Origin of the sequence: Streptomyces chengmaiensis, from assembly GCF_029846775.1 — a bacterium.
GTDB classification, from domain to species: domain Bacteria; phylum Actinomycetota; class Actinomycetes; order Streptomycetales; family Streptomycetaceae; genus Streptomyces; species Streptomyces chengmaiensis.
Genome location: NZ_JARWBG010000007.1, coordinates 39,176 through 61,681, shown reverse-complemented (window position 1 = coordinate 61,681; position 22,506 = coordinate 39,176). Strand labels below are relative to the sequence as shown.

The following is a 22,506-nucleotide window of genomic DNA, read 5'->3' as shown; positions in this document are numbered from 1 at the left end:
CCCGACGCGCCCCGACGCGAAAGCCCCACCCACCGACCAACGGGAGGCCGCCCATGACCACGGACACACCTATGCAGCTCGGCATGGTCGGGCTCGGCCGCATGGGCGCCAATCTCGTGCGCCGGCTGATGGGGGACGGCCACCGATGCGTCGTCCACGACCTCGATCCCGCCGCCGTGCAGAAGCTGGCAGACGAGGGCGCGACGCCCGCCTCCTCCATGGAGGCCCTCGTCGCCGAGCTGACCCCGCCCCGCGCCGTCTGGCTGATGGTGCCCGCCGGAGTCGTGCAGCCGGCGCTCGACCAGCTCGCCGGTCTGCTGCAGCCCGGCGACACCGTCATCGACGGCGGCAACTCCTACTACCGCGACGACATCGTCCGCGCCGCGCAACTCGCCGAACACGGCATCCACTACGTCGACTGCGGAACCTCCGGCGGCGTATGGGGGCTGGAGCGCGGCTACTGCCTGATGATCGGCGGCGAGGCGGAGGCCGTGACCCGGCTCGACCCGATCTTCAAGACCATCGCCCCCGGCGCGGACAGCGCCCCGGCCACCCCCGGCAGGACCCGTGCCGACGGGACGGCCCCCGACGGCTACCTCCACTGCGGGCCCAACGGCGCCGGCCACTTCGTCAAGATGGTCCACAACGGCGTCGAGTACGGGATGATGGCCGCCATCGCCGAAGGGCTCAGCATCATCGAGCACGCGGACGCAGGGCTGACCGGGCGCACCGTCGACGCCGAGACCGCGCCGCTGCGCGAACCCGAGGCGTACCAGTACGAGATCGATGTCGCCGAGGTCGCCGAGGTGTGGCGGCGCGGCTCCGTCGTCGGCTCCTGGCTGGTGGACCTCACCGCCGACGCGTTGGCGCGCTCACCGCGGCTCGACGAGTTCGCCGGCCGGGTGTCGGACTCCGGCGAAGGCCGCTGGACCGTGCTGGCCGCCGTCGACGAGAGCGTCCCCGCCCCCGTCATCAGCGCCGCCCTCGCGCAGCGCTATGAATCGCGCCGGCTGGGGGAGTTCACCGGCAAGGTGCTGTCCGCGATGCGCGGCGAGTTCGGCGGACACGCCGAGAAGGCGGGATGAGAGCATGAACACGGCCGACGCGACAGCGCACGACGACCCGGCGCCCGTCCCCGACGACCATGTGATCGTGCTGTTCGGCGCGACCGGGGACCTCGCCCGGCGCAAGCTGCTGCCGGGCCTCTTCCACCTTGCCAGGGCCGGACTGCTGCCGCGCCGCTACCGGATCGTCGGCACCGCGCCCGCCGAGTTCGCGCTCAGCGGCGACGCCTTCCGCGCCCACGCACACGACGCCGTCGCAGAGTTCGGACGGTCGGCTCCCGAAGGCGACGCCTGGGAGGCGTTCGCGCGGACGCTGTCCTTCGGCGCGGCCGACCCCGGCGCCGCCGAACCGCTCCTCGCCGCCGTGGCGGCGGCCGAACGCGAGCTCGGCCCGGACGCGCGGCGGCTGTTCCATCTCGCAGTGCCGCCCGCGGCCTTCACCTCCGTCGTGGAGCTTCTCGGCGCCACCGGACTGGCCGACGGCGCACGGCTGATCGTGGAGAAGCCCTTCGGCACCGACCTGGCGTCCGCCCGCGCCCTCAACGCCGCGGTCCACGCCGTCTTCGACGAGTCCCGCGTCTTCCGCATCGATCACTTCCTGGGCAAGGAGTCCGTCGACAACATCCTCGCCCTCCGCTTCGCCAACGGACTCTTCGAACCCGTCTGGAACCGCGACCACGTCAGCCATGTGCAGATCGACGTGCCGGAGAAGATCGGCATCGAGGGCCGGGCCGGGTTCTACGAAGGGACCGGCGCCTTCCGCGACATGGTGGTGACCCATCTCTTCCAGCTCCTCGGATTCGTGGCCATGGAACCGCCCGCCGTGCTCGCCGCCGCGCCCCTGAGGGACGAGAAGGAGAAGGTCTTCCAGAGCCTCCGGCCCCTGTCCCCGCAGAACGCCGTGCGCGGACAGTACAAGGGCTACCGGGACGAGCAGGGAGTGGACCCCCGCTCCGACACGGAGACCTACATCGCCCTGCGCGTCGAGATCGACAACTGGCGCTGGGCGGGCGTGCCCTTCTACCTCCGCTCGGGCAAGGCGCTGGCGCAGGGCCGGCACGTCGTCACGCTCGGCTTCCGGGAGCCCGCCCTGCGGATGTTCCGGCTCGCCGGCGGAGGCGACCCGGGCGTACGGAACAACGAGCTGGTGATCGACTTCGCCGACCCCGGCGCCATCGCCGCCCGTTTCCTGGTCAAGTCGCCCGGCCCTGCCATGCGCCTGAGCGAGCAGGAGATGCTCTTCAGCTACGCCGAGTCCTTCAACACCGTGCACGCGCTGGAGGGGTACGAGCGGCTTCTGCTGGACGCCATGCTCGGCGACCAGTCGCTGTTCACCCGCTCCGACGGGATCGAGCGGCTCTGGGAGGCGGCCGACCCGCTGCTCAAGGACCCGCCGCCGGTCGAGCCGTACGCCCCCGGCTCCTGGGGCCCGGCCGGCGCCGACCGGCTGATCGCCCCGCACCGCTGGGCGCTGCCGGACAGCCGGACCTGAGGCGCGCACGCCTGTCGGCAGGCCTGCCTCGGCTGCCGGCCCGCCGCCGTCATTCCAGTTCCCCGCGCGTGTCCAGCCAGTACAGCAGCACCAGCGCCGGCCCCACCAGCACCACGGCGATCACCGAGACGATCACCAGCCAGCGCATCGTCGCCTCCGCACCCGCCCCCTGGGCCACCGTCAGCGAGGTGGGCAGCAGATACGGGCGCTGCGCCAGCCCCCATGCGATGACCACCGCCCCCACGGCCCCCACCGCCGCCCCTCGGGTGATCTGCGTGCCCGCATCCCTCAGCAGCAGCCATGCGGCGCCGAGCGCGCACACCCCCGCGACGCACACGACCGCAAGCCCCGCCCCGTGCGTCAGCCCCCGGTGGACATAGGGCGCGTCGTCCCGGGTGAGGAAGACGCCGGCGAAGGCCAGCGCCGCGAGTGCGGCCAGCGCCAGCAGCGCCCGGCGGCGGAAGTACCCGACCAGATCCGGCGCGGCGAAGCGCCGGGCGTCCCCGGTGAGGAAGACCGCCCCGAGGAACGCCGCGGCCGCCACGGTCATCGCCCCGGCGAACAGCGACGTCGGGTTGGTCCACACCTCGGCGGAGGCCGGCTCGCCGGGCACGACCCGACCGGAGGCGACCGCCCCCACCGCGGTGCCGAGAAAGAACGGCGTCAGCAGCGACGAGACGGCGAAGGCGGCCCCGTACACACGCCGTTCTGCCAGTCGCCGCGTGGGCTTGCGCAGCGCGAAGCCCGCGCCGCGCAGCACCAGCCCCGCGACGGCGAGCAGCAGCGGCGCCCACAGGGCCGAGAAGACCGCCTGGAACATGACGGGGAAGCCGCTCCACATCACCACCAGGACGAAGACCAGCCACACGTTGTTGACCTCCCACACCGGGGCCATGGCATGGTCGATCAGCTGCCGGGGCCGCCGCCCCCGCTCGGCACCGCCCGCGACGAGGTCCCAGAAGCCGGCGCCGTAGTCGGCGCCTCCCCCGCAGGCGTAGGCCGCGACGGCGAGGACGAGGACCCAGGCCACCAGGTCATCGATCATCGGCTGCCTCCCTCGGCGCCTCGGGCCGCGGTCCGTACGGGATGGAGTGCTCGGGCCCCTCGCCGCCCCCGTGCGGCCCGCCCTCCCGCACCCCTGTGGTCTCGTCCTCCAGCCGCCACCGGGTGCGCATCCGCAGCAGGACGGCGACGAACGCCGCGAGCACCGCCGCATAGCCGACGACCACGATGCCGAACACCGCCCACAGCGTTGCCGCCGACTCGTCCGTGACCGCCTCGGAGACCCTCATATGCCCGTAGACGATCCACGGCTGCCGTCCCACCTCCGTGGTCACCCATCCGGCCTCCACCGAGATCAGCGAGGCGACGCCCGCGCAGGCCGCCGCCCGCAGGAACCAGCGCGACTTCGGCAGATCACGCCGTCGCCACCACGACCAGGCGAACCACAGGACCAGCACGATCAGCAGGCTGCCGAGCACCACCATGATGTCGAACGCGGTGTGCACGATGGTTGCCTGCGCGGTCGTCGGCCGGTCGGCCGCCGGAACCGAGGTCAGCCCCGTCACCTCGGTGCCGGGGGTGAACCCCGCCAGCACCGAGTCCAGTGAGGGGATCTTGATGCCGCCGGAGACCGAGCCGTCCTCGTTGAGCACGCCGAAGATGTACTCGGGGACATGGGTGTCGGTCTCCCACACCAGTTCCATGGCGGCGAACTTCACCGGCTGCTGGTGGTAGACGGAGCGCGCGATGAAGTCGCCCAGCACCAGCTGCACCGGGGTGAGCAAAGCACCCGCGGTGAACGGCACCAGAAAGCCCAGCCGGTGGTACCGGTCGCGCCGTCCGCGCAGCATCCCGGCCGCGTACACCCCGGCGACGACGAATGCCGCGGTCATGAACATCGCGACGACGAAGTGCCAGTACTCGGGCCCGAACATCGGGGTGAAGACCGCCTTGCGCACATCGACGCCGACCGGTTCGCCGTCCGCGCCGACGGTGAAGCCCCGGGGGGTGTTCATCCAGGAGTTCGCCGCGAGGATGCCGAACGCCCCGAGCAGCGCCACCAGCGGCAGCGGCAGCCCCAGGGCGAAGTGCGTCCACGGCTTCAGCCGGCGCCAGCCGTACAGATAGATCGAGATGAGGATGGCCTCCAGGAAGAACGCCCAGGCCTCCACCCCGAAGCCGAGGCCGAAGACATCGCCCCACCGCCCCATCAGCCCCGGCCACAGCAGGCCCAGTTCGAAGGAGAGGACGGTCCCGGTCACCACACCGACCGCGAACTGCACCGCCATCACCGCCGACCAGCGGCGGGCCAGCAGCCAGGCCGCCGGCTCCCCGGTCCGCAGTGCGCGCCAGTGCATCAGCAGGGTGATGAACGGGAGCGCCACACCCAGCGGCACCAGCAGAATGTGCGTCCCGAGGGTGAAGGCCATCAGCTCGCGGGCCGGGAGCAGCTGGGGCGGCGTCTGCGCCAGCAGTCCCCACCCTGACCATGCGTCCATATGTGGTCCTCCGGGCCGCCGTCACGTTCGCAGGCCAGCCAAACACCGGCGGCCGCGCGGCGGAGCGCCGACCGCACCGCGTTGGTCCGGATGGCACCGGCGACTCATCCGGCAGGGTTGCCCGCGGCGCGGCGGGGCGGGGACGCTGTGGCGGCGGTGCTCCGGGCCTCCTAGCCTCGGCGGCATGCTGGGGCTTCCGGACCATGTGCGCACCTGTCTGTTCGACCTCGACGGCGTCCTCACCCGCACCGCCGTGGTGCACGCCGCCGCCTGGAAGGAGATGTTCGACGCCTATCTGCGCGAGCGCGCCGACCGGGAGGGCGCCGTGTTCACTCCCTTCGACGCCGTCCACGACTACGACGCGTACGTCGACGGCCGCCCCCGCGCCGACGGTGTGCGCACCTTCCTCGCCTCGCGGGGCATCGAGCTGCCGGAGGGCGAGCCCGACGACCCGCCGGAGGCCGAGACGGTGACCGGCCTGGGCAGCCGGAAGAACGCGCTGGTCCTGCGCAAGATCCGCGAGGAGGGAGTGGCGGCGTACGACGGGTCGGTCGCCTATGTGCGGGCCGTGCGGGACGCGGGGCTGCGCCGCGCCGTGGTGTCGTCCAGCGCCAACTGCCGCGATGTGCTGGCCGCCGCGGGCATCGAGGACCTCTTCGACGAGCGGATCGACGGCGTCGTCGCGCGGGAGCAGCGGCTGCGCGGCAAGCCCGCCCCCGACACCTATCTGGCCGCGGCCCGCGCCCTGGACGCCGAGCCGGGGGCCGCCGCGGTGTTCGAGGACGCGCTGGCCGGCGTGGCGGCCGGACGCGCGGGAGGGTTCGGGCTCGTCGTCGGCGTCGACCGTACCGGACAGGCGGACGAGCTGCGGGCGCATGGCGCGGACGTGGTGGTGCGCGACCTCGCCGAGCTGATGGAACAGAGCTGAGGGAGGCCCGATGATCACTCATTCCAGCTATGTGGTCGAACCGTGGCGGCTGCGTGAGACGGAGCTGAGCCTCGACGTCCTGGCCCAGAGCGAGTCGGTGTTCGCCCTGTCCAACGGCCATGTCGGCTGGCGCGGCAACCTCGACGAGGGCGAGCCGCACGGACTGCCCGGGGCCTATCTCAACGGAGTCCACGAGACGCGCCCGCTGCCGTACGCCGAGGCGGGGTACGGCTATCCGGAGTCCGGCCAGACGATGATCAACGTCACCGACGGGAAGGTCATCCGGCTGCTGGTCGACGACCACCCCTGCGATCTGCGCTACGGCGAGCTCACGGCGCACGAGCGGGTGCTGGACTTCCGCACCGGCGTGCTGCACCGCACCGCCGAGTGGACCACCCCCGGCGGCCGGGCGGTGCGCATCACATCCAGCCGCCTGGTGTCCCTCACCCAGCGTGCCGTGGCCGCCGTCGTGTACGAGGTGACGCCGCTGGACGGTCCGGCCGCGGTGGCCGTGCAGTCCGAGCTGGTCGCCAACGAGCAGCTCCCGGACACCGGGGGAGATCCGAGGGTGGCGGCGGCGATCGGCTCCCCGCTGCGGCCGGAGGAGGACTTCGCCCAGGACACCCGGCTGCGGCTGGTGCACCGCACCGAGCGCAGCGGGCAGCGGGTGGGAGCGGCGGCCGACCATCTGATCGAGGGCCCCGAGGGAACCCTCTGGTCGTCCCAGAGCGAGCCGGACGTCAGCAGACTCACCGTCACCGCGACCCTCGAGCCGGGGCAGCGGCTGAGGCTGGTGAAGTTCGTGGCCTACGGATGGTCCGCCGAGCGGTCGCTGCCCGCCGTCCACGACCAGGTGGACGGGGCCGTCGCGGCGGCGCGCAGCACGGGCTGGGAGGGGCTCGTCGCGGAGCAGCGGGAGTATCTGGACCGCTTCTGGGCCTGCGCGGACGTCGAGGTGGGCGGCGACGCCCAGATCCAGCAGGCCGTGCGCTTCGCCCTGTTCCATGTGCTGCAGGCGGCGGCACGGGGCGAGGAGCGGGCCATCCCCGCCAAGGGCCTGACGGGCACCGGGTACGACGGCCACTCGTTCTGGGACATCGAGTCCTTCGTCCTTCCGGTGCTCACTTCCACGGCGCCGCAGACGGTGGCCTCGGTGCTGCGCTGGCGGCACGCGACCCTGCCCGCCGCACGGCAGCGTGCCCGGCAGCTCGGCCTCGCCGGTGCGGCGTTCCCCTGGCGGACCATCACCGGCGCGGAGTGCTCCGCCTACTGGCCGGCAGGCACTGCCGCCTTCCATGTGAACGCCGACATCGCCAATGCCGTCATCCGCTATGTGACCGCCACCGGCGACATGGAGTTCGCCCGGGGCCCGGGGCTCGAACTGCTCGTGGAGACCGCCCGGCTGTGGCGCTCGCTCGGCCACCACGACACCGAAGGCGTGTTCCATCTCGACGGCGTCACCGGGCCCGACGAGTACAGCGCAGTCACCCACGACAACCTCTACACCAATCTGATGGCCCGGCGGAATCTCGTCGCCGCCGCAGAGGCGGCCGTCCGCTACCCGGAGCGGGCGGCGGAACTCGGCGTCGACGACGAGGAGAGCGCCGCCTGGCGGGACGCCGCCGCCCGCATCGCGGTCCCCTACAACGCCGCGCTCGGCGTGCACGAGCAGTCGGAGGGCTTCACCCGTCTCCAGCACTGGGACTTTGACGCCACCTCGCCGGACCAGTATCCGCTGCTGCTGCACTTCCCGTACTTTGACCTGTACCGCAAGCAGGTCGTCAAACAGGCCGATCTGGTGCTCGCCATGCTGACCTGCCCGGACGCCTTCACCGCCGAGGAGAAGGCCCGCAACTTCGCCTACTACGAGCCGCTGACCGTGCGGGACTCCTCCCTCTCGGCCTGCTGCCAGGCCGTGCTCGCCGCCGAGACCGGGCATCTGCGGCTGGCCTACGCCTATCTGGGCGAGGCGGCCCTGATGGATCTGGAGAACCTGGAGCACAACACCCGGGACGGGCTGCACATGGCCTCCCTGGCGGGTACCTGGATCGCCCTGGTGATCGGGCTCGGCGGCATGCGCCACCACGACCGCCCCGACGGCGGACCAGGCGCCCTCGGCGACGGGGCGGACCCGACGGCGGCCGGGGCACGGCTCGGCTTCGCCCCCCGGCTGCCCGAGCCGCTGTCCCGGCTGGCGTTCACCGTTCTGGTGCGGGGCCGCCGGCTGCGTGTGGACATCCGGAGCTCCACCGTCCGCTACACCCTGGCGGAGGGCGGTCCGCTCCGGCTGCTGCACTACGGCGAGCCGGTCACCGTGACCCCGTCCGAGCCGGTGGAGCTCCCGGTGCCGCCGCCGGCGGAGGTCGCTGAGCCCGAGCAGCCGACGGGGCGGCGCCCGGCCGACCGGCTCGGACGCCTGGCCGCGGCCGGGTCGGACGCCGACGGGTGAGCGGCTGCGTCCGGCTGCGTTCGACACCGGGGGCCGAGCGGATCATCCTGGGAAAGAGGGACGGCGTCCACGCCGTCATGTGGCATCACGGAGGGCGGGTTCATGGACTGGTGGGTCTGGGTCATCGTCGTCCTGGCCGTGATCGCGGCCTGCGCCGTGGCTGTCGCGTCCGCGCAGGCGCGCCGACGCAAAGGCGGGGTGATCGCCCAGGGCCGTCCGCGGCGCAGGGGCAGGGGTGACAGGCGATGACGGAGCATCTGCTCGCACGGGAGATCACCGGAAAGCCGGTCGTCACCCTCGCCGGAGAGGACGTCGCCCAGGTCAAGGACATCGTCTTTGACCCCGTACGCGGAAGCGTGCGCTGTTTCACGCTCAGCGGCCGGGGCTTCTTCGCCGGGCCGCTCAAGCGCGCGCTGCTGTGGAGGAAGGTCCATGCCCTGGGGCCGGACGCGGTCATGATCCGCGATGCCGCGGCCATGGAAGAGGACGACGAGGCGGCACGCCGGGACGACACGGCGAAGGGAGGGGGGAACGTGCTGGGCGCGCAGATCATGACGGAGGGCGGCACCGCCCTCGGCAAGGTCACCGATGCGGTCCTCGCCACGGGCACCACCCCCCGCGTCGTCGGATACGAGATCGAGACCGCAGACCGCCGCCGGGCGCTGGTGCCCGTGATCAAGCCCGTCGCCGTGTCCGGAGAACTCGTCATCGTGCCCGATGCGACGGCCGACTTCAGCGCCGGCGACCTCGCCGGGCTGTCAGCCGCCGCGGCGGGGCTGCGGGACCGACTGGATCAGGAGAAGTGATGCTGCTCAGCCAGATCCTCGGGTTGGGGGTGGTCAGCGTGACCACCGCCGAGACCGTGGGCTCCGTCTCGGCGTGCACGGTCGCCGCGTCGCCGGCGCGGGTGACCGGTCTGCGCCTGAAGACACGCGGCCGCGGCGGCCACGTGCTCACCTGGGACAACATCCGGTCGGTCGGCGCGGACGCCGTCACCGTCCGCAGTCTCGACAAGATCGTCGCCGAGAAGGACGCCGAGGACGACGGCGCGACCGACAAGAGCCACGACCCGATGGGCAGGGCCGTGCTGACGGAGGCCGGGGCGTTCAGGGGCGCGGTCGCCGACATCGACTTCGACGAGGACGACGGCCGCATCCTGCGGCTCATCACGGACGACGAGGAGATCCCGGGCGAACGGCTGCTGGGTGCGGGGTCCTACGCGGTCGTGGTGTCCGCGCCCGACTGACGCCCCCCGGGCCCGCCGGGCGGGTCAGTAGCGCTCGATCAGCGTCGTGCCGCCGTAGCTGGACCCGGACCGGCCCAGCGTGGCGTCGAAGGCGCTCTTGCGGTCGCCGTTCTGGTCGTGCGCCTCGATGGCGTCGGAGACCGCCTCGCGCAGCGCCTTGTCGTCCCTGTCCATGCCGATTCCGTACGGCTCCTCGGTGAACGGGGTCCCGACGACCCGCAGTTCGCCGGGGCGCTGGGCGGCGTACCCCATGAGGATGGCGTCGTCCGTGGTGACGGCGTCGACCTTCTCGTCCAGCAGCTGCTCGACGCACTCGGTGTACTTCGCGGTCTCCACGGTCTTCGTGTCGTACTCCGGGCTCTTGATCTCCTTGAGGGCGGTGGAGCCCTTGACCGAGCAGACCGTCTTGCCCACCAGCGAGTAGGGGCCGCTGATCGACCGGTCGTCCTTGCGGACCAGCAGATCCGCGCCGGCCATGTAGTACGGGCCCGCGAACCCGACGCGCTTCTTGCGCTCGTCGTTGATCGTGTAGGTGCCGACATAGAGATCGACCTCGCCGCTCGTGATCGCGGCCTCCCGATTGCTCGAGTCGATCGTCCTGAACTCGATCTGGTCCGGGGAGAAGCCGAGGTCGGCGGCGATCATCTTGGCGACCTCGATGTCGAAGCCGGAGCGGTTGCCGTCGGCGTCCTCGTAGCCGAGGAACGGCTGGTCGTTCTTGGCGCCGACGACCAGCTTCCCGGCCTCCTGGGCGCGCTTCAGCACCGGTGAGTCGATCTCCACGTCCTGGGCCACCTTGTAGGCCGGCAGCCTGGGACCGTCCTGCCCTGCCGCACTGCTGCCGGACGGCTTGGCGTCGGCGCTCTCCGAGCTGCTGCACCCGCTCGCGGCGAGGACGACGGTGATGGCGGCGATCGCGGCGGTTGCCGCGGACTTGCAGGACTTCATGTGGGACATCCTTCATACGTGCGATCGCACGGTGGTGCGACAGCCCTGGCGAAATGCCCGTTATGGAGCTGTTCGTTCCGCCCGCTTGATTGGTGAAGAGACAGTAGGGACGCCGTCGAGCCGGCGTCAGCAAATCTGAGCGGAACTTGAGCATCACGGTCCGGCTACGGGCGGACATCTCCACCGAGAGCGGGCGGCCTGTTGCGGCCCCCGGCCCGACGGGTAAAGATCGAATAAAGAGCGCTTCGCGGGGGTTCCACCGGGTTCCCCGGCCGCGGGCGCTCCACGCCGGACACAGGGTGAGTGCGATGTCCCCACCGACGGGGCGTCCCGGCCGTCCGCCCGACGCCGCAGACCGCAGGAGCGGGCCGGGCCGCGTACACCGGGCCGCCCTCCTTCCCGGCGGCGATCCGGCGGACGGGGCCCGGCTCGCCGTCCCGGGCCTGCCGTCGGCCTTTGTCCGCAGGCAGCGCCTCACCCGGCGGCTCACCGCGGGAGCGGCCGGGCCCCTGGTGCTGATCACCGGCCCCGCGGGCGCGGGCAAGACCCTGCTCGCCGCCCACTGGGCGGCGTCGTCCGCCCCGCCCGCGCCGGTGGCCTGGCTGACGCTGGAGCCCGAGGACGATGCGCCGGGCGTGTTCTGGGCCGGTGTCCTCACCACCCTGGGCGGGAACGGGTCCGTACGCCCCGGAGCCGTCGGCAGCCCCGTACACGCCGACGAGGTGGACCCCTCCCTGCTGGCCAGGCTGGCCGCTCAGCTGAGCCGGCGCACCGAACCGGTCATCCTCGTGCTCGACGCATACGACCACATCAGCTCGCCGGAGGTCGCCGCCGGGCTCCAGTCGGTGCTGCGGCATGCCGCGCCCGGGCTCCGGCTCGTCCTGACCAGCCGCAGCGAGCCGCTCCTGCCGCTCCACCGCTACCGGGCAGCGAGCGAGATCACCGAGATCCGCGGCGCGGATCTGGCCTTCACCCCGGACGAGACGGCCCGGCTGCTGCGCGGCCACGGGCTGTCCCTGCCGGCCGACGCCGCCGACGCGCTCACCGCCCGCACCGAGGGCTGGGCCGCCGGGCTGAGGCTGAGCGCGCTGGCCGCACGGGACGCCGCGAACCCCGCGGGCTTCCTCGCCGGCTTCGAGGCGGGCCACAGCACGATCGCCGACTATCTGCTCGCCGAGGTTCTCGGAGCACAGCCCGAAGCCGTACAGGACCTGCTGCTGCGCACCAGCGTCCTGGACCGGACCTGCCCGGACCTGGCCGACGCGCTCACCGGACGCGGGGACGCCGAGGGAGTGCTCGCCGATCTGGCGCGGTCGAACGCCCTCGTCGAGCCGATCGGCCACGGCTGGTACCGGCACCATGCGCTCTTCGCGGAGATCCTCCGCGTCCACCTGCGGGCCAGACACCCCGGCCTGGACACCGAGCTGCACCGCCGTGCGGGACGCTGGCTGGGCGACGCGGGGCGGATCGACGAGGCGCTGCCCCACGCGGCGGCCGCGGGCGACTGGGAGTGGGCCGCGACCCGTTTCGTCGAGGACCTGGCCGTGGGCAGGCTGTTCACCGGCCTCGACGCCGACCGGCTGACGGGGCTGTTCTCCGCCATGCCGCCCGCCGTCCCGGGGCTCGCCGCCTGCCTGGTCCGCGCCGGGTGCGCACTGGCCCGCTACGACCTGCCCGGCGGCCTGGAGTGGCTGCGCGGGGCTTCCGGGGAGGAGGCCGCGGCCACGGCGTCGGCCGAGGCCCTGATCAGCCGGGCGTTCCTGTGGGCGCTGGCGGGACGGCTGACCGGGTCGGCCGGAACGGCGCGGACCGCCGTGTACGAGGTGGAGAGGGCCGCACTGCGGCTTCCCGAGGACCTGCGGGCCCGCCGCCCCGAGCTTTTCGCCCTGCCGCTCGCCGCCCTCGGCTCCGCTCTGCTGTGGGAACACCGCCTCGACGCCGCCCGGCAGACGCTGCACGACGCGGGTGGGGCGATCGACATCTCCGGGGCGGCCGAGGCCCCGGAGACGGTCCACCCCCGGTACGAGGCGCTCAGCCGGCTGGCCCTCGCCGACGTGCTGAGCGGTCTGCCGGGCCCCGCCCAGGCACATGCGCGACAGGCGCTCGCCGTGGCAGAACAGGGCGGCCTCGCCCCCCGCTCCCGTACCGGAGTGGCCCACCTCGTCCTCGCGGCCGTCGCCCTCGACCGCGACGACCCCGACGCCGCCCGGGGCGAGCTGGACCGCGCCGCCGAGTCGTCCGGCGCGCACCACGACCCCGTCGCGGCATCGGCGGCGGCCCTCTGGCGCTCCCGGCTGCTGCTCGCCGAGGGCGACCCCCTCGCGGCGCTCGCCGCCCTCGAAGGGGCCCGGCCGCCGGCGACCGCACATCCGTCCCCCTGGGTCTTCGACCACGCCGCGGTCGTCCGTTCCGCGGCGCTGCTGGCCCTGGACGATCCGCACGGCGCGGTCGGGGCACTCGGCGGAGTGTCCCCGCACGATCCGCTGTGCGCGGCCGCCTCCGCACGGGCCCGCCTCGCCGCAGGAGACGCCGATGCGGCGCTGGCGCTCCTTGACGCCCTGCCTCGGGGCGGCGGCCGGGACGCGGGTCCCGGCATCCGTGTGCGGCTGCTGCTGGCCCGGGCGGAGACGCTGGACCGCCTCGGCGATCCGGCCGGGGCCCGGAGCGTCCTCGCCCAGGCGCTCGCGGCGGCCCGCCCCGACCGGCTGCGTCTTCCGTTCCGCGAGTCCGGGCCGTCCCTGCGGCTGCTGCGTCGCCGCCCGGACCTTGCGTGGGCCCACGCCTGGCTCGGGCCGGCGATCCTCGGCGGGCTGCCCGCCCCCCATCAGGACGGGGACGCCGCGCCCCCCGTGCTGGAGCCGTTGAGCGAGCGGGAGCGGCAGGTGCTGGAGCGGGCGGCGCAGATGCTCTCCACACAGGAGATCGCCGACGAGCTCCATCTCTCGGTGAACACCGTCAAGACCCACCTCAAGAGCGTCCACCGCAAACTCTCCGCACGCCGCAGGGGCGAGGCGGTGCGGCGCGCCCGGGAACTCCGTCTGCTGTGACGGCTTGCGCTCCCTCGCGCGGCTCACCGGGGGTCACCTCGGCAGGGTGATGCCGGGGGAGGAGAGCCGGGGCGAGCATGGTCGTACCGGGGGGACGCAAGGACGGAAGAAGCGTGCGCATATGCGCTACGAGATCCGCATCGCCGGAGCCATGTCGGAGGTAACGCGCCATGAGGCGTTCCCCGAACTGGACAGCGCCGTCGTGCCGTCGCAGACGCTGCTGTTCGGCCAGGTGACCGACGACGCGCACCTGTTCGGCCTGCTGAGCCGCTGCCAGGCGTTGGGGCTGCGGGTCGTCGAACTCCGTCGGCTGCCCGAGTAAGGGGCCTCGCGAGATCGAGATCCGGGGCCGCGCGCGGGTTGCGAGAGATCACGCGCGAGTTACACGCGCGAGTTACGCGAGATGCTGGCCGCACGGGCGGCGGCGCACTCCGGACGGCGGGAGCGTGCTGTGCACGCTCCCGCCGTCCGGGCGCTCAGGCCCCGGAGTTCAGCCCGCCAGGACCCTCGTCTTGGCCCGCTCGTACTCCTCGGCCGTGAGGTCGCCCTGCTCGCGCAGACCGGCGAGCTTCGCCAGCTCGTCCGCATGGCCCGTGCCCGCGCCGCCGCCGGGCGGGCTCTCGGCGGCCTCCCGGACGTAGCTGCGGAAGGCTTCCTCTTGGCGCCGGGCGTGGCGCAACTCGCGCTCGCCCATGTCGCGGCCGCGGGCGACCAGATAGACGAAGACGCCCAGGAACGGCAGGAGGCATACGAAGACGGTCCAGCCCGTCTTGCCCCAGCCGCCCATGCTGTCGTCGCGGAAGATGTCGGCGATGATCCGGAACAGGAGCATCAGCCACAGGATCCAGATGAAGAACCACAGCATGGTCAGGAACAGGTTGAGGAGGGGAAAGTCGGTCATCGCGACCTCCTGCCGGTGGGAAGGGGGCGCCGACGGCCCCCGCGGAAGTTCAGCTGCCGGACGCCCCGCGACCGCTCAGGACTCTTCTGGCTTGTACACACACAGGGCCCAGATGATGAACCCGTACACCGCGATCAGCACGATCGACCAGAACGGGTAGTACGGGATCGTGAGGAAGTTGACGATGATCAGGATTCCGGCCAGGCCCACTGCCGCGACACGCGCCGCGACGGAACCCGCGAAGAGCCCGAGGCTCACCAGGATGGCGACGGCGCCGAGGATCAGCTGGAACCAGCCCCAACCCGTGAGGTCGAACTGGAAGACGTAGTCCGGCGTGGCCACGTAGATGTCGTCGTTTCCGATGGCCATGATGCCCCGGAAGAGGTCGAGCAGACCGCCGATGAACAGCATCACGGCCGCGAAGGCCACAAGGCCCCTGGCAGCCGCGGTGGCTTCCTCGGACCGGTGTCGAGTAGTGGTCGCCATGGCTCTCTCTTTCCTGACGAACCGTGCAGCGTGCGCTGCGGTACATCTCAGAGCATCCGCCCGGTGCGGCCCTTCGGCCTCACCCCCGGCGGGTGAGCTGCCCCCGCGGGCCCCCGGCGCGGTGTGCCGCACGGTCCGCAGCGCCCGGTACCCGGTACGCATGTCCGACGCCGGCTCATGGCGCGCCCCGACCGGCCGCGCAGCGGAGCGACGCCTGACAGTGAGGATGTGACGTGGTGACGCCGCTGGTGGGTCTGACCCCTCGCCTGACTGACGTCCCGCGGGGTGCGAACGCCGTGGAGACGAGGGCCCGGGCGCGGAAGCACCCGGCAGTCGAAGCAGCGGCGCGCGCCATGAGCCGGGACGGCGGGTGGGCGGGTGCTCGTCCGGCGACACGCCGTGACCGTCGTGCGTGACCGTCGTGCGTGACGACGAAGCGGGCCGCGGCCTCCCCGGCCGCGGCCCGCCTCTGCGTCCGCTCGTCAGTGCGTCAGCTCGCCGGTCACCGGCGCTCGACGAACTTCTTGCCGCGATACCCCTCGGCGGAGCACGACCGCTTCTCCGCAGCCGTCATCTTCCGCGTCTTGACGATCACCGCGTTGTTCTTGCCGTCCGCGCCGTTCTTGGCCGGACCGGTGATCGCGTCCCCGAAGAACCAGTAGTAGTGCCCCCACTTGGGGCTGTCGTAGTGGGTCTGCCAGGTGCCGTACACCTTCTGCATCACCTGAGCGCGGGATATCCAGCCCACCTCGCCCGGAGCGACGGTCATGCTCAGCGAGCTGCTCTCGGAGTGCGTGCTCGACCAGGTGTGGTTGTAGCTCGCCGTCACACTGAGGTCCACCAGGCCCGCGATCTTGCCGCCGGCGGTGACCGACACGCCGAAGGAGTCCGTCGAGCCCACCGAGTCGCTCCAGGTCATCGACTGGGTCGCGGGTGAAGTGCTGCAGTTGTAGAGGGAGTCGGACACCTGCCGGAACGAGCCGAGGTAGGCCTCGCCCAGCTTGGGGTCGTTGAAGGTGCACTTGCCCAGGCCGGAACGGCAGTCCGCCATCAGCAGCTCCCGGGTCGGCCCGTCGTCCGCCGCCGCGGGGGAGGCCGTGGCGGCCATCACGCCGAATGCAGCCGCCGCGAGGGCGAGCATCCTGCCGCCGCGCCTCAAGGGGTTCATCGTCATGCGGTACCTCTCGCACTGTGCTTGGGGGGCCGGCGAACTCCAGCCTGAAGCACGGGACTTGAGTGCCCCGAGGGCTGGTCGAGTGATCGCCGCCTGGTCCCTGCGAGACTCGCTTACCAGCCATCACAGCTACACCAAAGGAAGGTAAAGTTGTAGTTGATTCCGAAACCTGAAGGAGTCCTTCCAGTGATCTGACGCAACGTCAGAAAGCCTTCAGGGTACCAACGGAGTGGCGAGCTCCGCCCAGATGATCTTTCCTGCCGGGGTGTAGCGGGTACCCCACCGGTCGGCGATCTGCGCCACCAGAAACAGCCCGCGCCCGCCCTCGTCCATCGTCGCGGCGTACCGCAGATGCGGCGAGGTGCTGCTCCCGTCGGCCACCTCGCAGGTCAGCCCCTGGTCGTGCAGCAGCCGTACCCGGATCGGCGCCACGCCGTAGCGGATCGCGTTGGTGAGCAGCTCGCTGAGCAGCAGCTCCATGCTGAACGCCAGCTCGGCCAGCCCCCACTGCTGAAGCTTCTCGCCGACCGTGGCGCGCATCCCGGACACGGCGCTCGGCTCGCTCGGCACGTCCCACTCCGCAACCCGGTCCCGCCCCAGCACCCGCGTACGGGCGATGAGCAGCGCCACATCGTCCTTGGGCCGCTCGGGCAGCAGGGCCGCCAGCACCGCGCGGCAGCTCTCCTCCGGGGGCCGGTCCGGGTGGGTCAGGGCCTGCCGCAGCAGCTCGATGCCGACGTCGATGTCGCGGCTGCGGTCCTCGATCAGACCGTCCGTGTAGAACACCAGCTGGCTGCCCTCCGCCACGTCCAGCTCCGCCGCCTCGAACGGCATGCCGCCCAGACCCAGCGGCGGCCCGGCGGGCAGCTCGGGGAAGTCGACCCGGCCGTCGGGATGGACCAGGGCCGGCAGCGGATGCCCGGCCCGCGCCATGGTGCAGCGCGCCGCCACCGGGTCGTAGACCGCGTACAGGCAGGTCGCACCGGTCATCGCCCGGCCCTCGTCGCCCGTCGCCTCGGCCTCGTCCTGGTCGATGCGGCCGACCAGGTCGTCGAGGCGTCCGAGCAGCTCGTCGGGAGGCAGATCGAGCGTCGAGAAGTTGTGCACGGCGGTGCGCAGCCGACCCATCGTCGCCGCGGCGTGCAGCCCGTGTCCGACCACATCGCCCACCACCAGGCCCACCCGGCTTCCCGGCAGCGGAATCACATCGAACCAGTCGCCGCCCACGCCGGACTGCGCCGGCAGGTACCGGTGCGCCGTCTGGACCGCGCTGCGCTCGGGCAGCGCCCGCGGCAGCAGGCTGCGCTGCAGCGTCACCGCCATGGCGTGCTCGCGGGTGTAGCGGCGTGCGTTGTCGACGGAGACGGCGGCGCGGGCCACCAGCTCCTCGGCCAGCGACAGATCCTCGTCCTCGAACGGCCCCGGCTTCTCGGAGCGCCAGAAGTTGGCCACGCCCAGCACCACCCCGCGCGCCTGGAGCGGCACCGTGATCAGCGAGTGGATGCCGTACTCCACGATCTCCTTGGCCCGCTCGGGGTCCTGGGCCTGCCAGCCCGGCGCCCTGGACAGCTCCGGGACCAGCTCCGCCTGGCCGCTGCCCAGCCCGCGCGCCTGCGGTGTCGAGGCGACGAACTCGATCAGCCTGCCGCGCTCGTACAGCGGATGGTCGTCCCGGATGCCGTGGACGGCGGTACGGCGCATGCCCGCACGTGCACCGGGCTCCTCGCCCCGCAGGACGGGGTCGGCGAGGTCGACGGTGACGAAGTCCGCGAAGGCGGGGACGGCGACTTCCGTGAGCTCTTCCGCCGTCCGGGTGACATCGAGCGAAGTGCCGATGCCGACCCCGGCGTCGTACAGCAGCTTGAGGCGCTTGCGCGCCACCTCCGCGCGCCCGGCGAGCGCCTGGAGCTCCGTGGAGTCGCGGATCGTCGCCACCGTGCCCAGCGGCCCGCCGGGGCCGTCGGTGGTCCGCTGGTTCACCGCCAGCAGCCGGTCTCCCGCCAGTCGAACCTCGTCGGAGACCGCAAGTCCGGAGGCGAGCAGCTCCGCCATCGAGGGGTCGAGCCCCGGCAGATCCGCGATCCGGTGCCCCTCGGCGTCGGGACTCAGCTCCAGCAGCCGTTTGGCCTCGTCGTTCGCCAGCAGCAGCCGCCCGTCGCCGCCGACGATGAGCACCCCTTCGCGCACGGCGTGCAGCACCGCGTCGTGGTGCTCGTACATCCGGGTCATCTCCTCCGGACCCAGACCGTGCGTCTGCCGCTTGAGCCGTCTGGTCGCCAGCGCCGTGCCGGTCATCGCCACCGCCAGGCCCGCGGCCCCGGCGCCGAAGATCAGCGGAAGCTGCTCGTACACCTCCCCGGTTACGTTCTCGACCTTCATCCCCGCGGACACCAGCGCCACGACCGTGCCGTTCGGGGCCGTCACCGGCACCACGGCCTGGACCTCCTGGCCCAGCGGCCCGTCCACGCTCTCCAGCAGCACCTCTCCCTGGAGGGACGGCTCGATGGTGCCGACGAAGCGCTGCCCGATCCGCTCCGGCAGCGGATGCGAGTAGCGGATGCCCTCGGTGTTCATCACCACGATGAAGTCGACGCCCGCCGCCCGGCGCGCATCCTCCGCGAGCGGCTGGAGCACCTCGGAGGGGTCGGGGAGGTTCAGCGTCTCGATCAGCCCGGGGGAGTGCGCGAAGGTCTCCGCGACGGCCACGGACCGGTTCTTCGCCTCCGCGTCGGCGTCGGCACGGCTCTGCAGGAAGAGCGCCAGGATCGCACCCACGACCAGCAGGACCACGACCGCCACCTGGAGGACGAAGACCTGCCCGGCGACCGTCCGGGGGCGCACGCCGAAAAGTGACCGGGCCGACACGCCCCGGAGTCGGTCGAAGCGGCTGATCACATGCTCATTTGTAGCACCGGCCGAGGTTGCGGGCCACGGGCTTGCGCGATCTGCCCGCCGCGAAGGCCCCGAAAGTTTCCGGCCATCCGGGTGACCGCTGCGACACGGGACGAGGGCGCCGCGGCGCACTCATGGGCCGGGTCTACGGTCGACGCCACGCCCGGCCTGCTGCGAGGACGCACGGCGAGGCTGCGACCAGGCCCGAACACCGCGGCACGGGGAGGTGAAGGGTGGGGCGCACGACGGGACGGAGACGGCCGGCCGGCGGACGTGACGCCGGCACGGAGCCCGCGGCGGGCGAACGGTCCAGGCCACGGCGAGCCCGGCCGCGCACCGCACGGCGGCGGCTGCGCATCCTCACCGCGCTGCCCCTGCTGGCCGCGCTGCTCAGCTCCTGCGGCGGTGAGGACACCGGCCCGCCGACCCTGAACTGGTACAACTTCCCCGACGACTCCGGGGCGCTGCAGAGCGCGGCGGACAACTGCACCCGCGCGTCCGGCGGCCGCTACCGCATCGACTACAACAAACTGCCGCGCACCGCGGACGGGCAGCGCCAGCAGCTCGTGCGCCGGCTGGCCGCCGAGGACGACTCCATCGACATCATGGGCCTGGACGTGACCTGGGCCCCGGAGTTCGCCGAGGCCGGATGGATCCTGCCGTGGACCGGCGAGCAGCGCGCACGCGCCGTGGACGGCACCCTCGAGGTCCCGTTGCAGACCGGCACCTGGAAGGACCAGCTGTACGCCGTCCCGTACAACACCAACACCCAGCTCCTGTGGTACCGCAGCGACCTGGTGCCCGAACCCCCGCGCACCTGGTCCGAGATGCTGGACACGGCCCGCGAGCTGGCCGCCGAGGGCCGACCGCACTATGTGGAGATCCAGGGCGCCCAGTACGAGGGGCTCACGGTCTGGTTCAACACCCTCGTCGCCAGCGCGGGCGGCTCCATCCTCAACGCCGACGCCACCGCGCCCTCCCTCGGGCCGCCCGCCGTGGAGGCCGCCGCGGTCATGCGTGAACTGGCCACCTCACCCGCGGCCGACCCCTCCCTCCCCAACCAGATGGAGGACCAGAACCGGCTGGCGATGGAGTCCGGCACAGCCGCCTTTGAACTCAACTATCCCTTCGTCTATCCCTCGATGCAGGCCAACAATCCGGAACTGTTCCAGAACTTCCGCTGGGCGGCCTACCCCCGCGTGGACGCCGACCGGCCCGCCAGACCCACCATCGGCGGCATCGACCTGGCGATCGGCGCCTACTCCCGCCACCCCGACATGGCCTTCGAGGCGGCGCTGTGCCTGCGGAACCGGGAGAACCAGATCGCCGCCGCCGTCCAGGGCGGACTGCCACCCACCCTGGAAGCTCTCTACCACGATGCGGAATTCGTCGAGAACTACCCCTTCGCCGACGCCATCCTCCAGGCGCTCGAGCACGCCAGCGTCCGCCCGCAGACTCCGGCGTACCAGAACGTGTCCATCGTCATCTCCCACGCGCTGTCCCCGCCCTCGGCCATCGATCCGAGGCCCACCGTCGACGAGATCTCCGCCCAGATCGAGGACGCCCTGGAGTCGAAGGGGCTGATCCCATGAACCAACCGACCCTCGGCGCCCGGCAGACCGACGACACGGCGGACATCGCGTCCCGCAGGCTCTCCGAGGGAGCACGCCAGGAGCGACGCCTCGCCTGGCTGCTGTGCGCGCCCGCCGTCCTCGTCATGGCCGCCGTCACCGCCTACCCCATCGGCTATGCGGTCTATCTCTCTCTGCAACGCTATGACCTGCGCTTCCCCGGCCAGGCGGAGTTCGTGGGCCTCAGCAACTACGGGGCGGTCCTGTCCTCCCCGTTCTGGTGGGAGGCCTTCTGGGTGACGCTGTTCATCACCGCCGTCTCCGTCGCCGTGGAACTGGTCCTCGGCCTGGCACTCGCCCTGGTGATGCACCGCACCATCTTCGGCCGCGGCACCGTGCGCACCTCCATCCTGATCCCGTACGGCATCGTCACCGTCGTCGCAGCCTTCTCCTGGCAGTACGCCTGGACGCCCGGCACCGGCTATCTGGCCGCTCTGCTCCCGCCGGGCGAGGCCCCGCTGACGGAGCAGTGGCCCGCGATCGGCCTGATCATCCTCGCCGAGGTCTGGAAGACCACGCCCTTCATGGCGCTGCTGCTGCTCGCAGGCCTCGCCCTCGTTCCCGAGGAGACGCTGCGCGCCGCCATGGTCGACGGCGCCGGCGCCTGGCAGCGCTTCACCAAGGTCACCCTGCCGCTGATGAAACCGGCGATCCTGGTGGCGCTGCTCTTTCGAACCCTGGACGCCTTCCGCGTCTTCGACAGCATCTACGTGCTCACGGGAGGCGCTCACGGCACCGGCTCGGTGTCGATCCTGGGCTACGACAACCTGTTCACCGCGCTCAACCTCGGCATCGGCTCGGCGGTCTCCGTGCTCATCTTCCTATGCGTCGCGGTGATCGCCTTCGTCTTCGTCAAACTCTTCGGGGCGGCCGCCCCCGGATCGCAGCAGGGGGGACGCTGATGCCCAGTGCGCGGAAGCGGCGTATCACCGGGTGGACCGTCGCCAACATCGTGGTCGTCGCCTACGCCCTGTTCCCCGTCTGGTGGATCGCCGCGCTGTCCTTCAAGGCCCCCTCCACTCTGACCGACGGCAACTTCATCCCCACCAAGTGGACCTGGGAGAACTACCGCGGGATCTTCGAGACCTCCGAGTTCACCCGGGCCCTGATCAACTCCATCGGCATCGCGCTCATCGCCACGGCCATCGCCGTGGTGCTCGGCACCATGGCCGCCTACGCCGTGGCCCGGCTGCGCTTCCCCGGCAAACGGCTGCTGATCGGCGTGTCGCTGCTCATCGCGATGTTCCCGCCGATCTCGCTGGTGTCCCCGCTGTTCAACATCGAGCGGATCCTCGGGATCTTCGACACCTGGCCCGGACTGATCATCCCCTATATGACCTTCTCGCTGCCGCTGGCGATCTATACGCTGTCGGCGTTCTTCCGGGAGATCCCCTGGGACCTGGAGAAGGCCGCCAAGGTCGACGGGGCCACCCCCGCCCAGGCGTTCCGCCTGGTGATCGCACCGCTGGCCGCGCCCGGCGTGTTCACCACCGCGATCCTGGTCTTCATCTTCTGCTGGAACGACTTCCTCTTCGCGATCTCCCTGACCTCCACGGAGGCCGCACGCACGGTCCCGGCGGCGATCGCGTTCTTCACCGGAAGCAGCCAGTTCCAGCAGCCCACCGGCTCGATCGCCGCCGCCGCGGTGGTGATCACCGTGCCCATCGTCATCTTCGTCCTGCTGTTCCAGCGGCGCATCGTCGCCGGACTGACCTCCGGCGCCGTCAAAGGCTGACCCGCGCACTGG

The 22,506-nt window shown here is 72.1% G+C and carries 19 protein-coding genes; 12 read left to right on the top strand and 7 right to left on the bottom strand.

What is annotated here, in order from left to right; all coding sequences use genetic code 11:
- Positions 1-53: 53 nt before the first annotated feature.
- On the top strand, positions 54-1,085 hold the full coding sequence (gnd, locus tag QCN29_RS08780; protein WP_398859157.1) for a phosphogluconate dehydrogenase (NAD(+)-dependent, decarboxylating): 1,032 nt from the start codon (positions 54-56) through the stop codon (positions 1,083-1,085).
- 4 nt (positions 1,086-1,089) lie between these two features.
- Positions 1,090-2,556: a glucose-6-phosphate dehydrogenase gene (gene zwf / locus QCN29_RS08775; protein ID WP_279927162.1), complete on the top strand. Its 1,467-nt coding sequence runs from the start codon at positions 1,090-1,092 to the stop codon at positions 2,554-2,556.
- Positions 2,557-2,605: 49 nt separating this feature from the next.
- Here zwf and QCN29_RS08770 read toward each other — a convergent pair whose 3' ends face one another.
- Both QCN29_RS08770 and QCN29_RS08765 read right to left on the bottom strand, forming a co-directional pair.
- Complete coding sequence (locus QCN29_RS08770) at positions 2,606-3,601, bottom strand: cytochrome d ubiquinol oxidase subunit II (protein WP_279927161.1); 996 nt, start codon at positions 3,599-3,601, stop codon at positions 2,606-2,608.
- Positions 3,591-5,057: a cytochrome ubiquinol oxidase subunit I gene (locus QCN29_RS08765; protein WP_279927160.1), complete on the bottom strand. Its 1,467-nt coding sequence runs from the start codon at positions 5,055-5,057 to the stop codon at positions 3,591-3,593. The genes QCN29_RS08770 and QCN29_RS08765 overlap by 11 nt, the downstream gene beginning before the upstream one ends.
- A 184-nt stretch (positions 5,058-5,241) precedes the next feature.
- Here QCN29_RS08765 and QCN29_RS08760 point away from each other — a divergent pair, with 184 nt between their 5' ends.
- The 5 genes from QCN29_RS08760 to QCN29_RS08740 all read left to right on the top strand — a co-directional run bounded on the left by QCN29_RS08760 (position 5,242) and on the right by QCN29_RS08740 (position 9,680).
- Positions 5,242-5,985: an HAD family hydrolase gene (locus QCN29_RS08760; protein WP_279927159.1), complete on the top strand. Its 744-nt coding sequence runs from the start codon at positions 5,242-5,244 to the stop codon at positions 5,983-5,985.
- A 10-nt stretch (positions 5,986-5,995) separates the two neighbouring features.
- Entirely contained in the window at positions 5,996-8,434 is a 2,439-nt protein-coding gene (locus tag QCN29_RS08755) for a glycoside hydrolase family 65 protein (RefSeq protein ID WP_279927158.1), read from the top strand.
- Between the two features lie 102 nt (positions 8,435-8,536).
- The gene (locus tag QCN29_RS08750) at positions 8,537-8,683 is read left to right on the top strand and encodes a hypothetical protein (RefSeq protein WP_240134661.1); all 147 of its coding nucleotides are present in this window, start codon (positions 8,537-8,539) and stop codon (positions 8,681-8,683) included.
- On the top strand, positions 8,680-9,240 hold the full coding sequence (locus QCN29_RS08745; protein WP_279927157.1) for a PRC-barrel domain-containing protein: 561 nt from the start codon (positions 8,680-8,682) through the stop codon (positions 9,238-9,240). Before QCN29_RS08750 ends, QCN29_RS08745 begins: the two co-directional genes overlap by 4 nt.
- Entirely contained in the window at positions 9,240-9,680 is a 441-nt protein-coding gene (locus QCN29_RS08740; RefSeq protein WP_279927156.1) for a PRC-barrel domain-containing protein, read from the top strand. The genes QCN29_RS08745 and QCN29_RS08740 overlap by 1 nt, the downstream gene beginning before the upstream one ends.
- A gap of 24 nt (positions 9,681-9,704) precedes the next feature.
- Here the strand turns inward: QCN29_RS08740 and QCN29_RS08735 are convergent, their stop codons facing one another.
- Entirely contained in the window at positions 9,705-10,628 is a 924-nt protein-coding gene (locus QCN29_RS08735; RefSeq protein ID WP_279927155.1) for a glutamate ABC transporter substrate-binding protein, read from the bottom strand.
- A gap of 308 nt (positions 10,629-10,936) precedes the next feature.
- Here QCN29_RS08735 and QCN29_RS08730 point away from each other — a divergent pair, with 308 nt between their 5' ends.
- Together QCN29_RS08730 and QCN29_RS08725 are read left to right on the top strand one after the other, a co-directional pair.
- A complete protein-coding gene (locus QCN29_RS08730; protein ID WP_279927154.1) occupies positions 10,937-13,675 on the top strand; it encodes a LuxR C-terminal-related transcriptional regulator in 2,739 nt (912 codons plus the stop codon).
- A gap of 121 nt (positions 13,676-13,796) precedes the next feature.
- The gene (locus tag QCN29_RS08725) at positions 13,797-13,997 is read left to right on the top strand and encodes a hypothetical protein (RefSeq protein ID WP_279927153.1); all 201 of its coding nucleotides are present in this window, start codon (positions 13,797-13,799) and stop codon (positions 13,995-13,997) included.
- A 168-nt stretch (positions 13,998-14,165) separates the two neighbouring features.
- On the opposite strand, the gene QCN29_RS08720 is transcribed toward QCN29_RS08725, so the two are convergent.
- The 4 genes from QCN29_RS08720 to QCN29_RS08705 form a co-directional block, all read right to left on the bottom strand.
- A complete protein-coding gene (locus QCN29_RS08720; protein WP_279927152.1) occupies positions 14,166-14,576 on the bottom strand; it encodes an SHOCT domain-containing protein in 411 nt (136 codons plus the stop codon).
- A gap of 75 nt (positions 14,577-14,651) precedes the next feature.
- Positions 14,652-15,062 (bottom strand): DUF7144 family membrane protein, encoded by a 411-nt coding sequence (locus QCN29_RS08715; protein ID WP_240134654.1) that lies wholly within the window; start codon positions 15,060-15,062, stop codon positions 14,652-14,654.
- A 502-nt stretch (positions 15,063-15,564) separates the two neighbouring features.
- Positions 15,565-16,230: a hypothetical protein gene (locus QCN29_RS08710; protein WP_279927151.1), complete on the bottom strand. Its 666-nt coding sequence runs from the start codon at positions 16,228-16,230 to the stop codon at positions 15,565-15,567.
- Positions 16,231-16,449: 219 nt separating this feature from the next.
- The gene (locus QCN29_RS08705; protein WP_279927150.1) at positions 16,450-19,101 is read right to left on the bottom strand and encodes a SpoIIE family protein phosphatase/ATP-binding protein; all 2,652 of its coding nucleotides are present in this window, start codon (positions 19,099-19,101) and stop codon (positions 16,450-16,452) included.
- A gap of 260 nt (positions 19,102-19,361) precedes the next feature.
- Between QCN29_RS08705 and QCN29_RS08700 the strand changes: the two genes are divergently transcribed.
- The 3 genes from QCN29_RS08700 to QCN29_RS08690 are packed head-to-tail and all read left to right on the top strand — an operon-like array spanning position 19,362 to position 22,494.
- On the top strand, positions 19,362-20,720 hold the full coding sequence (locus QCN29_RS08700) for an ABC transporter substrate-binding protein (RefSeq protein WP_279927149.1): 1,359 nt from the start codon (positions 19,362-19,364) through the stop codon (positions 20,718-20,720).
- Complete coding sequence (locus QCN29_RS08695; protein WP_279927148.1) at positions 20,717-21,661, top strand: carbohydrate ABC transporter permease; 945 nt, start codon at positions 20,717-20,719, stop codon at positions 21,659-21,661. Before QCN29_RS08700 ends, QCN29_RS08695 begins: the two co-directional genes overlap by 4 nt.
- Complete coding sequence (locus QCN29_RS08690) at positions 21,661-22,494, top strand: carbohydrate ABC transporter permease (protein WP_279927147.1); 834 nt, start codon at positions 21,661-21,663, stop codon at positions 22,492-22,494. Before QCN29_RS08695 ends, QCN29_RS08690 begins: the two co-directional genes overlap by 1 nt.
- The last annotated feature ends 12 nt before the right edge of the window (positions 22,495-22,506 follow it).

What these genes read in the sequence shown, in the direction of transcription:
- gnd (WP_398859157.1), top strand. Translation starts at nt 54, where the DNA reads ATGACCACGGACACACCTATGCAGCTCGGCATGGTCGGGCTCGGCCGC.
- zwf (WP_279927162.1), top strand. Translation starts at nt 1,090, where the DNA reads ATGAACACGGCCGACGCGACAGCGCACGACGACCCGGCGCCCGTCCCC.
- QCN29_RS08770 (WP_279927161.1), bottom strand. Translation starts at nt 3,601, where the DNA reads ATGATCGATGACCTGGTGGCCTGGGTCCTCGTCCTCGCCGTCGCGGCC.
- QCN29_RS08765 (WP_279927160.1), bottom strand. Translation starts at nt 5,057, where the DNA reads ATGGACGCATGGTCAGGGTGGGGACTGCTGGCGCAGACGCCGCCCCAG.
- QCN29_RS08760 (WP_279927159.1), top strand. Translation starts at nt 5,242, where the DNA reads ATGCTGGGGCTTCCGGACCATGTGCGCACCTGTCTGTTCGACCTCGAC.
- QCN29_RS08755 (WP_279927158.1), top strand. Translation starts at nt 5,996, where the DNA reads ATGATCACTCATTCCAGCTATGTGGTCGAACCGTGGCGGCTGCGTGAG.
- QCN29_RS08750 (WP_240134661.1), top strand. Translation starts at nt 8,537, where the DNA reads ATGGACTGGTGGGTCTGGGTCATCGTCGTCCTGGCCGTGATCGCGGCC.
- QCN29_RS08745 (WP_279927157.1), top strand. Translation starts at nt 8,680, where the DNA reads ATGACGGAGCATCTGCTCGCACGGGAGATCACCGGAAAGCCGGTCGTC.
- QCN29_RS08740 (WP_279927156.1), top strand. Translation starts at nt 9,240, where the DNA reads ATGCTGCTCAGCCAGATCCTCGGGTTGGGGGTGGTCAGCGTGACCACC.
- QCN29_RS08735 (WP_279927155.1), bottom strand. Translation starts at nt 10,628, where the DNA reads ATGAAGTCCTGCAAGTCCGCGGCAACCGCCGCGATCGCCGCCATCACC.
- QCN29_RS08730 (WP_279927154.1), top strand. Translation starts at nt 10,937, where the DNA reads ATGTCCCCACCGACGGGGCGTCCCGGCCGTCCGCCCGACGCCGCAGAC.
- QCN29_RS08725 (WP_279927153.1), top strand. Translation starts at nt 13,797, where the DNA reads ATGCGCTACGAGATCCGCATCGCCGGAGCCATGTCGGAGGTAACGCGC.
- QCN29_RS08720 (WP_279927152.1), bottom strand. Translation starts at nt 14,576, where the DNA reads ATGACCGACTTTCCCCTCCTCAACCTGTTCCTGACCATGCTGTGGTTC.
- QCN29_RS08715 (WP_240134654.1), bottom strand. Translation starts at nt 15,062, where the DNA reads ATGGCGACCACTACTCGACACCGGTCCGAGGAAGCCACCGCGGCTGCC.
- QCN29_RS08710 (WP_279927151.1), bottom strand. Translation starts at nt 16,230, where the DNA reads ATGAACCCCTTGAGGCGCGGCGGCAGGATGCTCGCCCTCGCGGCGGCT.
- QCN29_RS08695 (WP_279927148.1), top strand. Translation starts at nt 20,717, where the DNA reads ATGAACCAACCGACCCTCGGCGCCCGGCAGACCGACGACACGGCGGAC.
- QCN29_RS08690 (WP_279927147.1), top strand. Translation starts at nt 21,661, where the DNA reads ATGCCCAGTGCGCGGAAGCGGCGTATCACCGGGTGGACCGTCGCCAAC.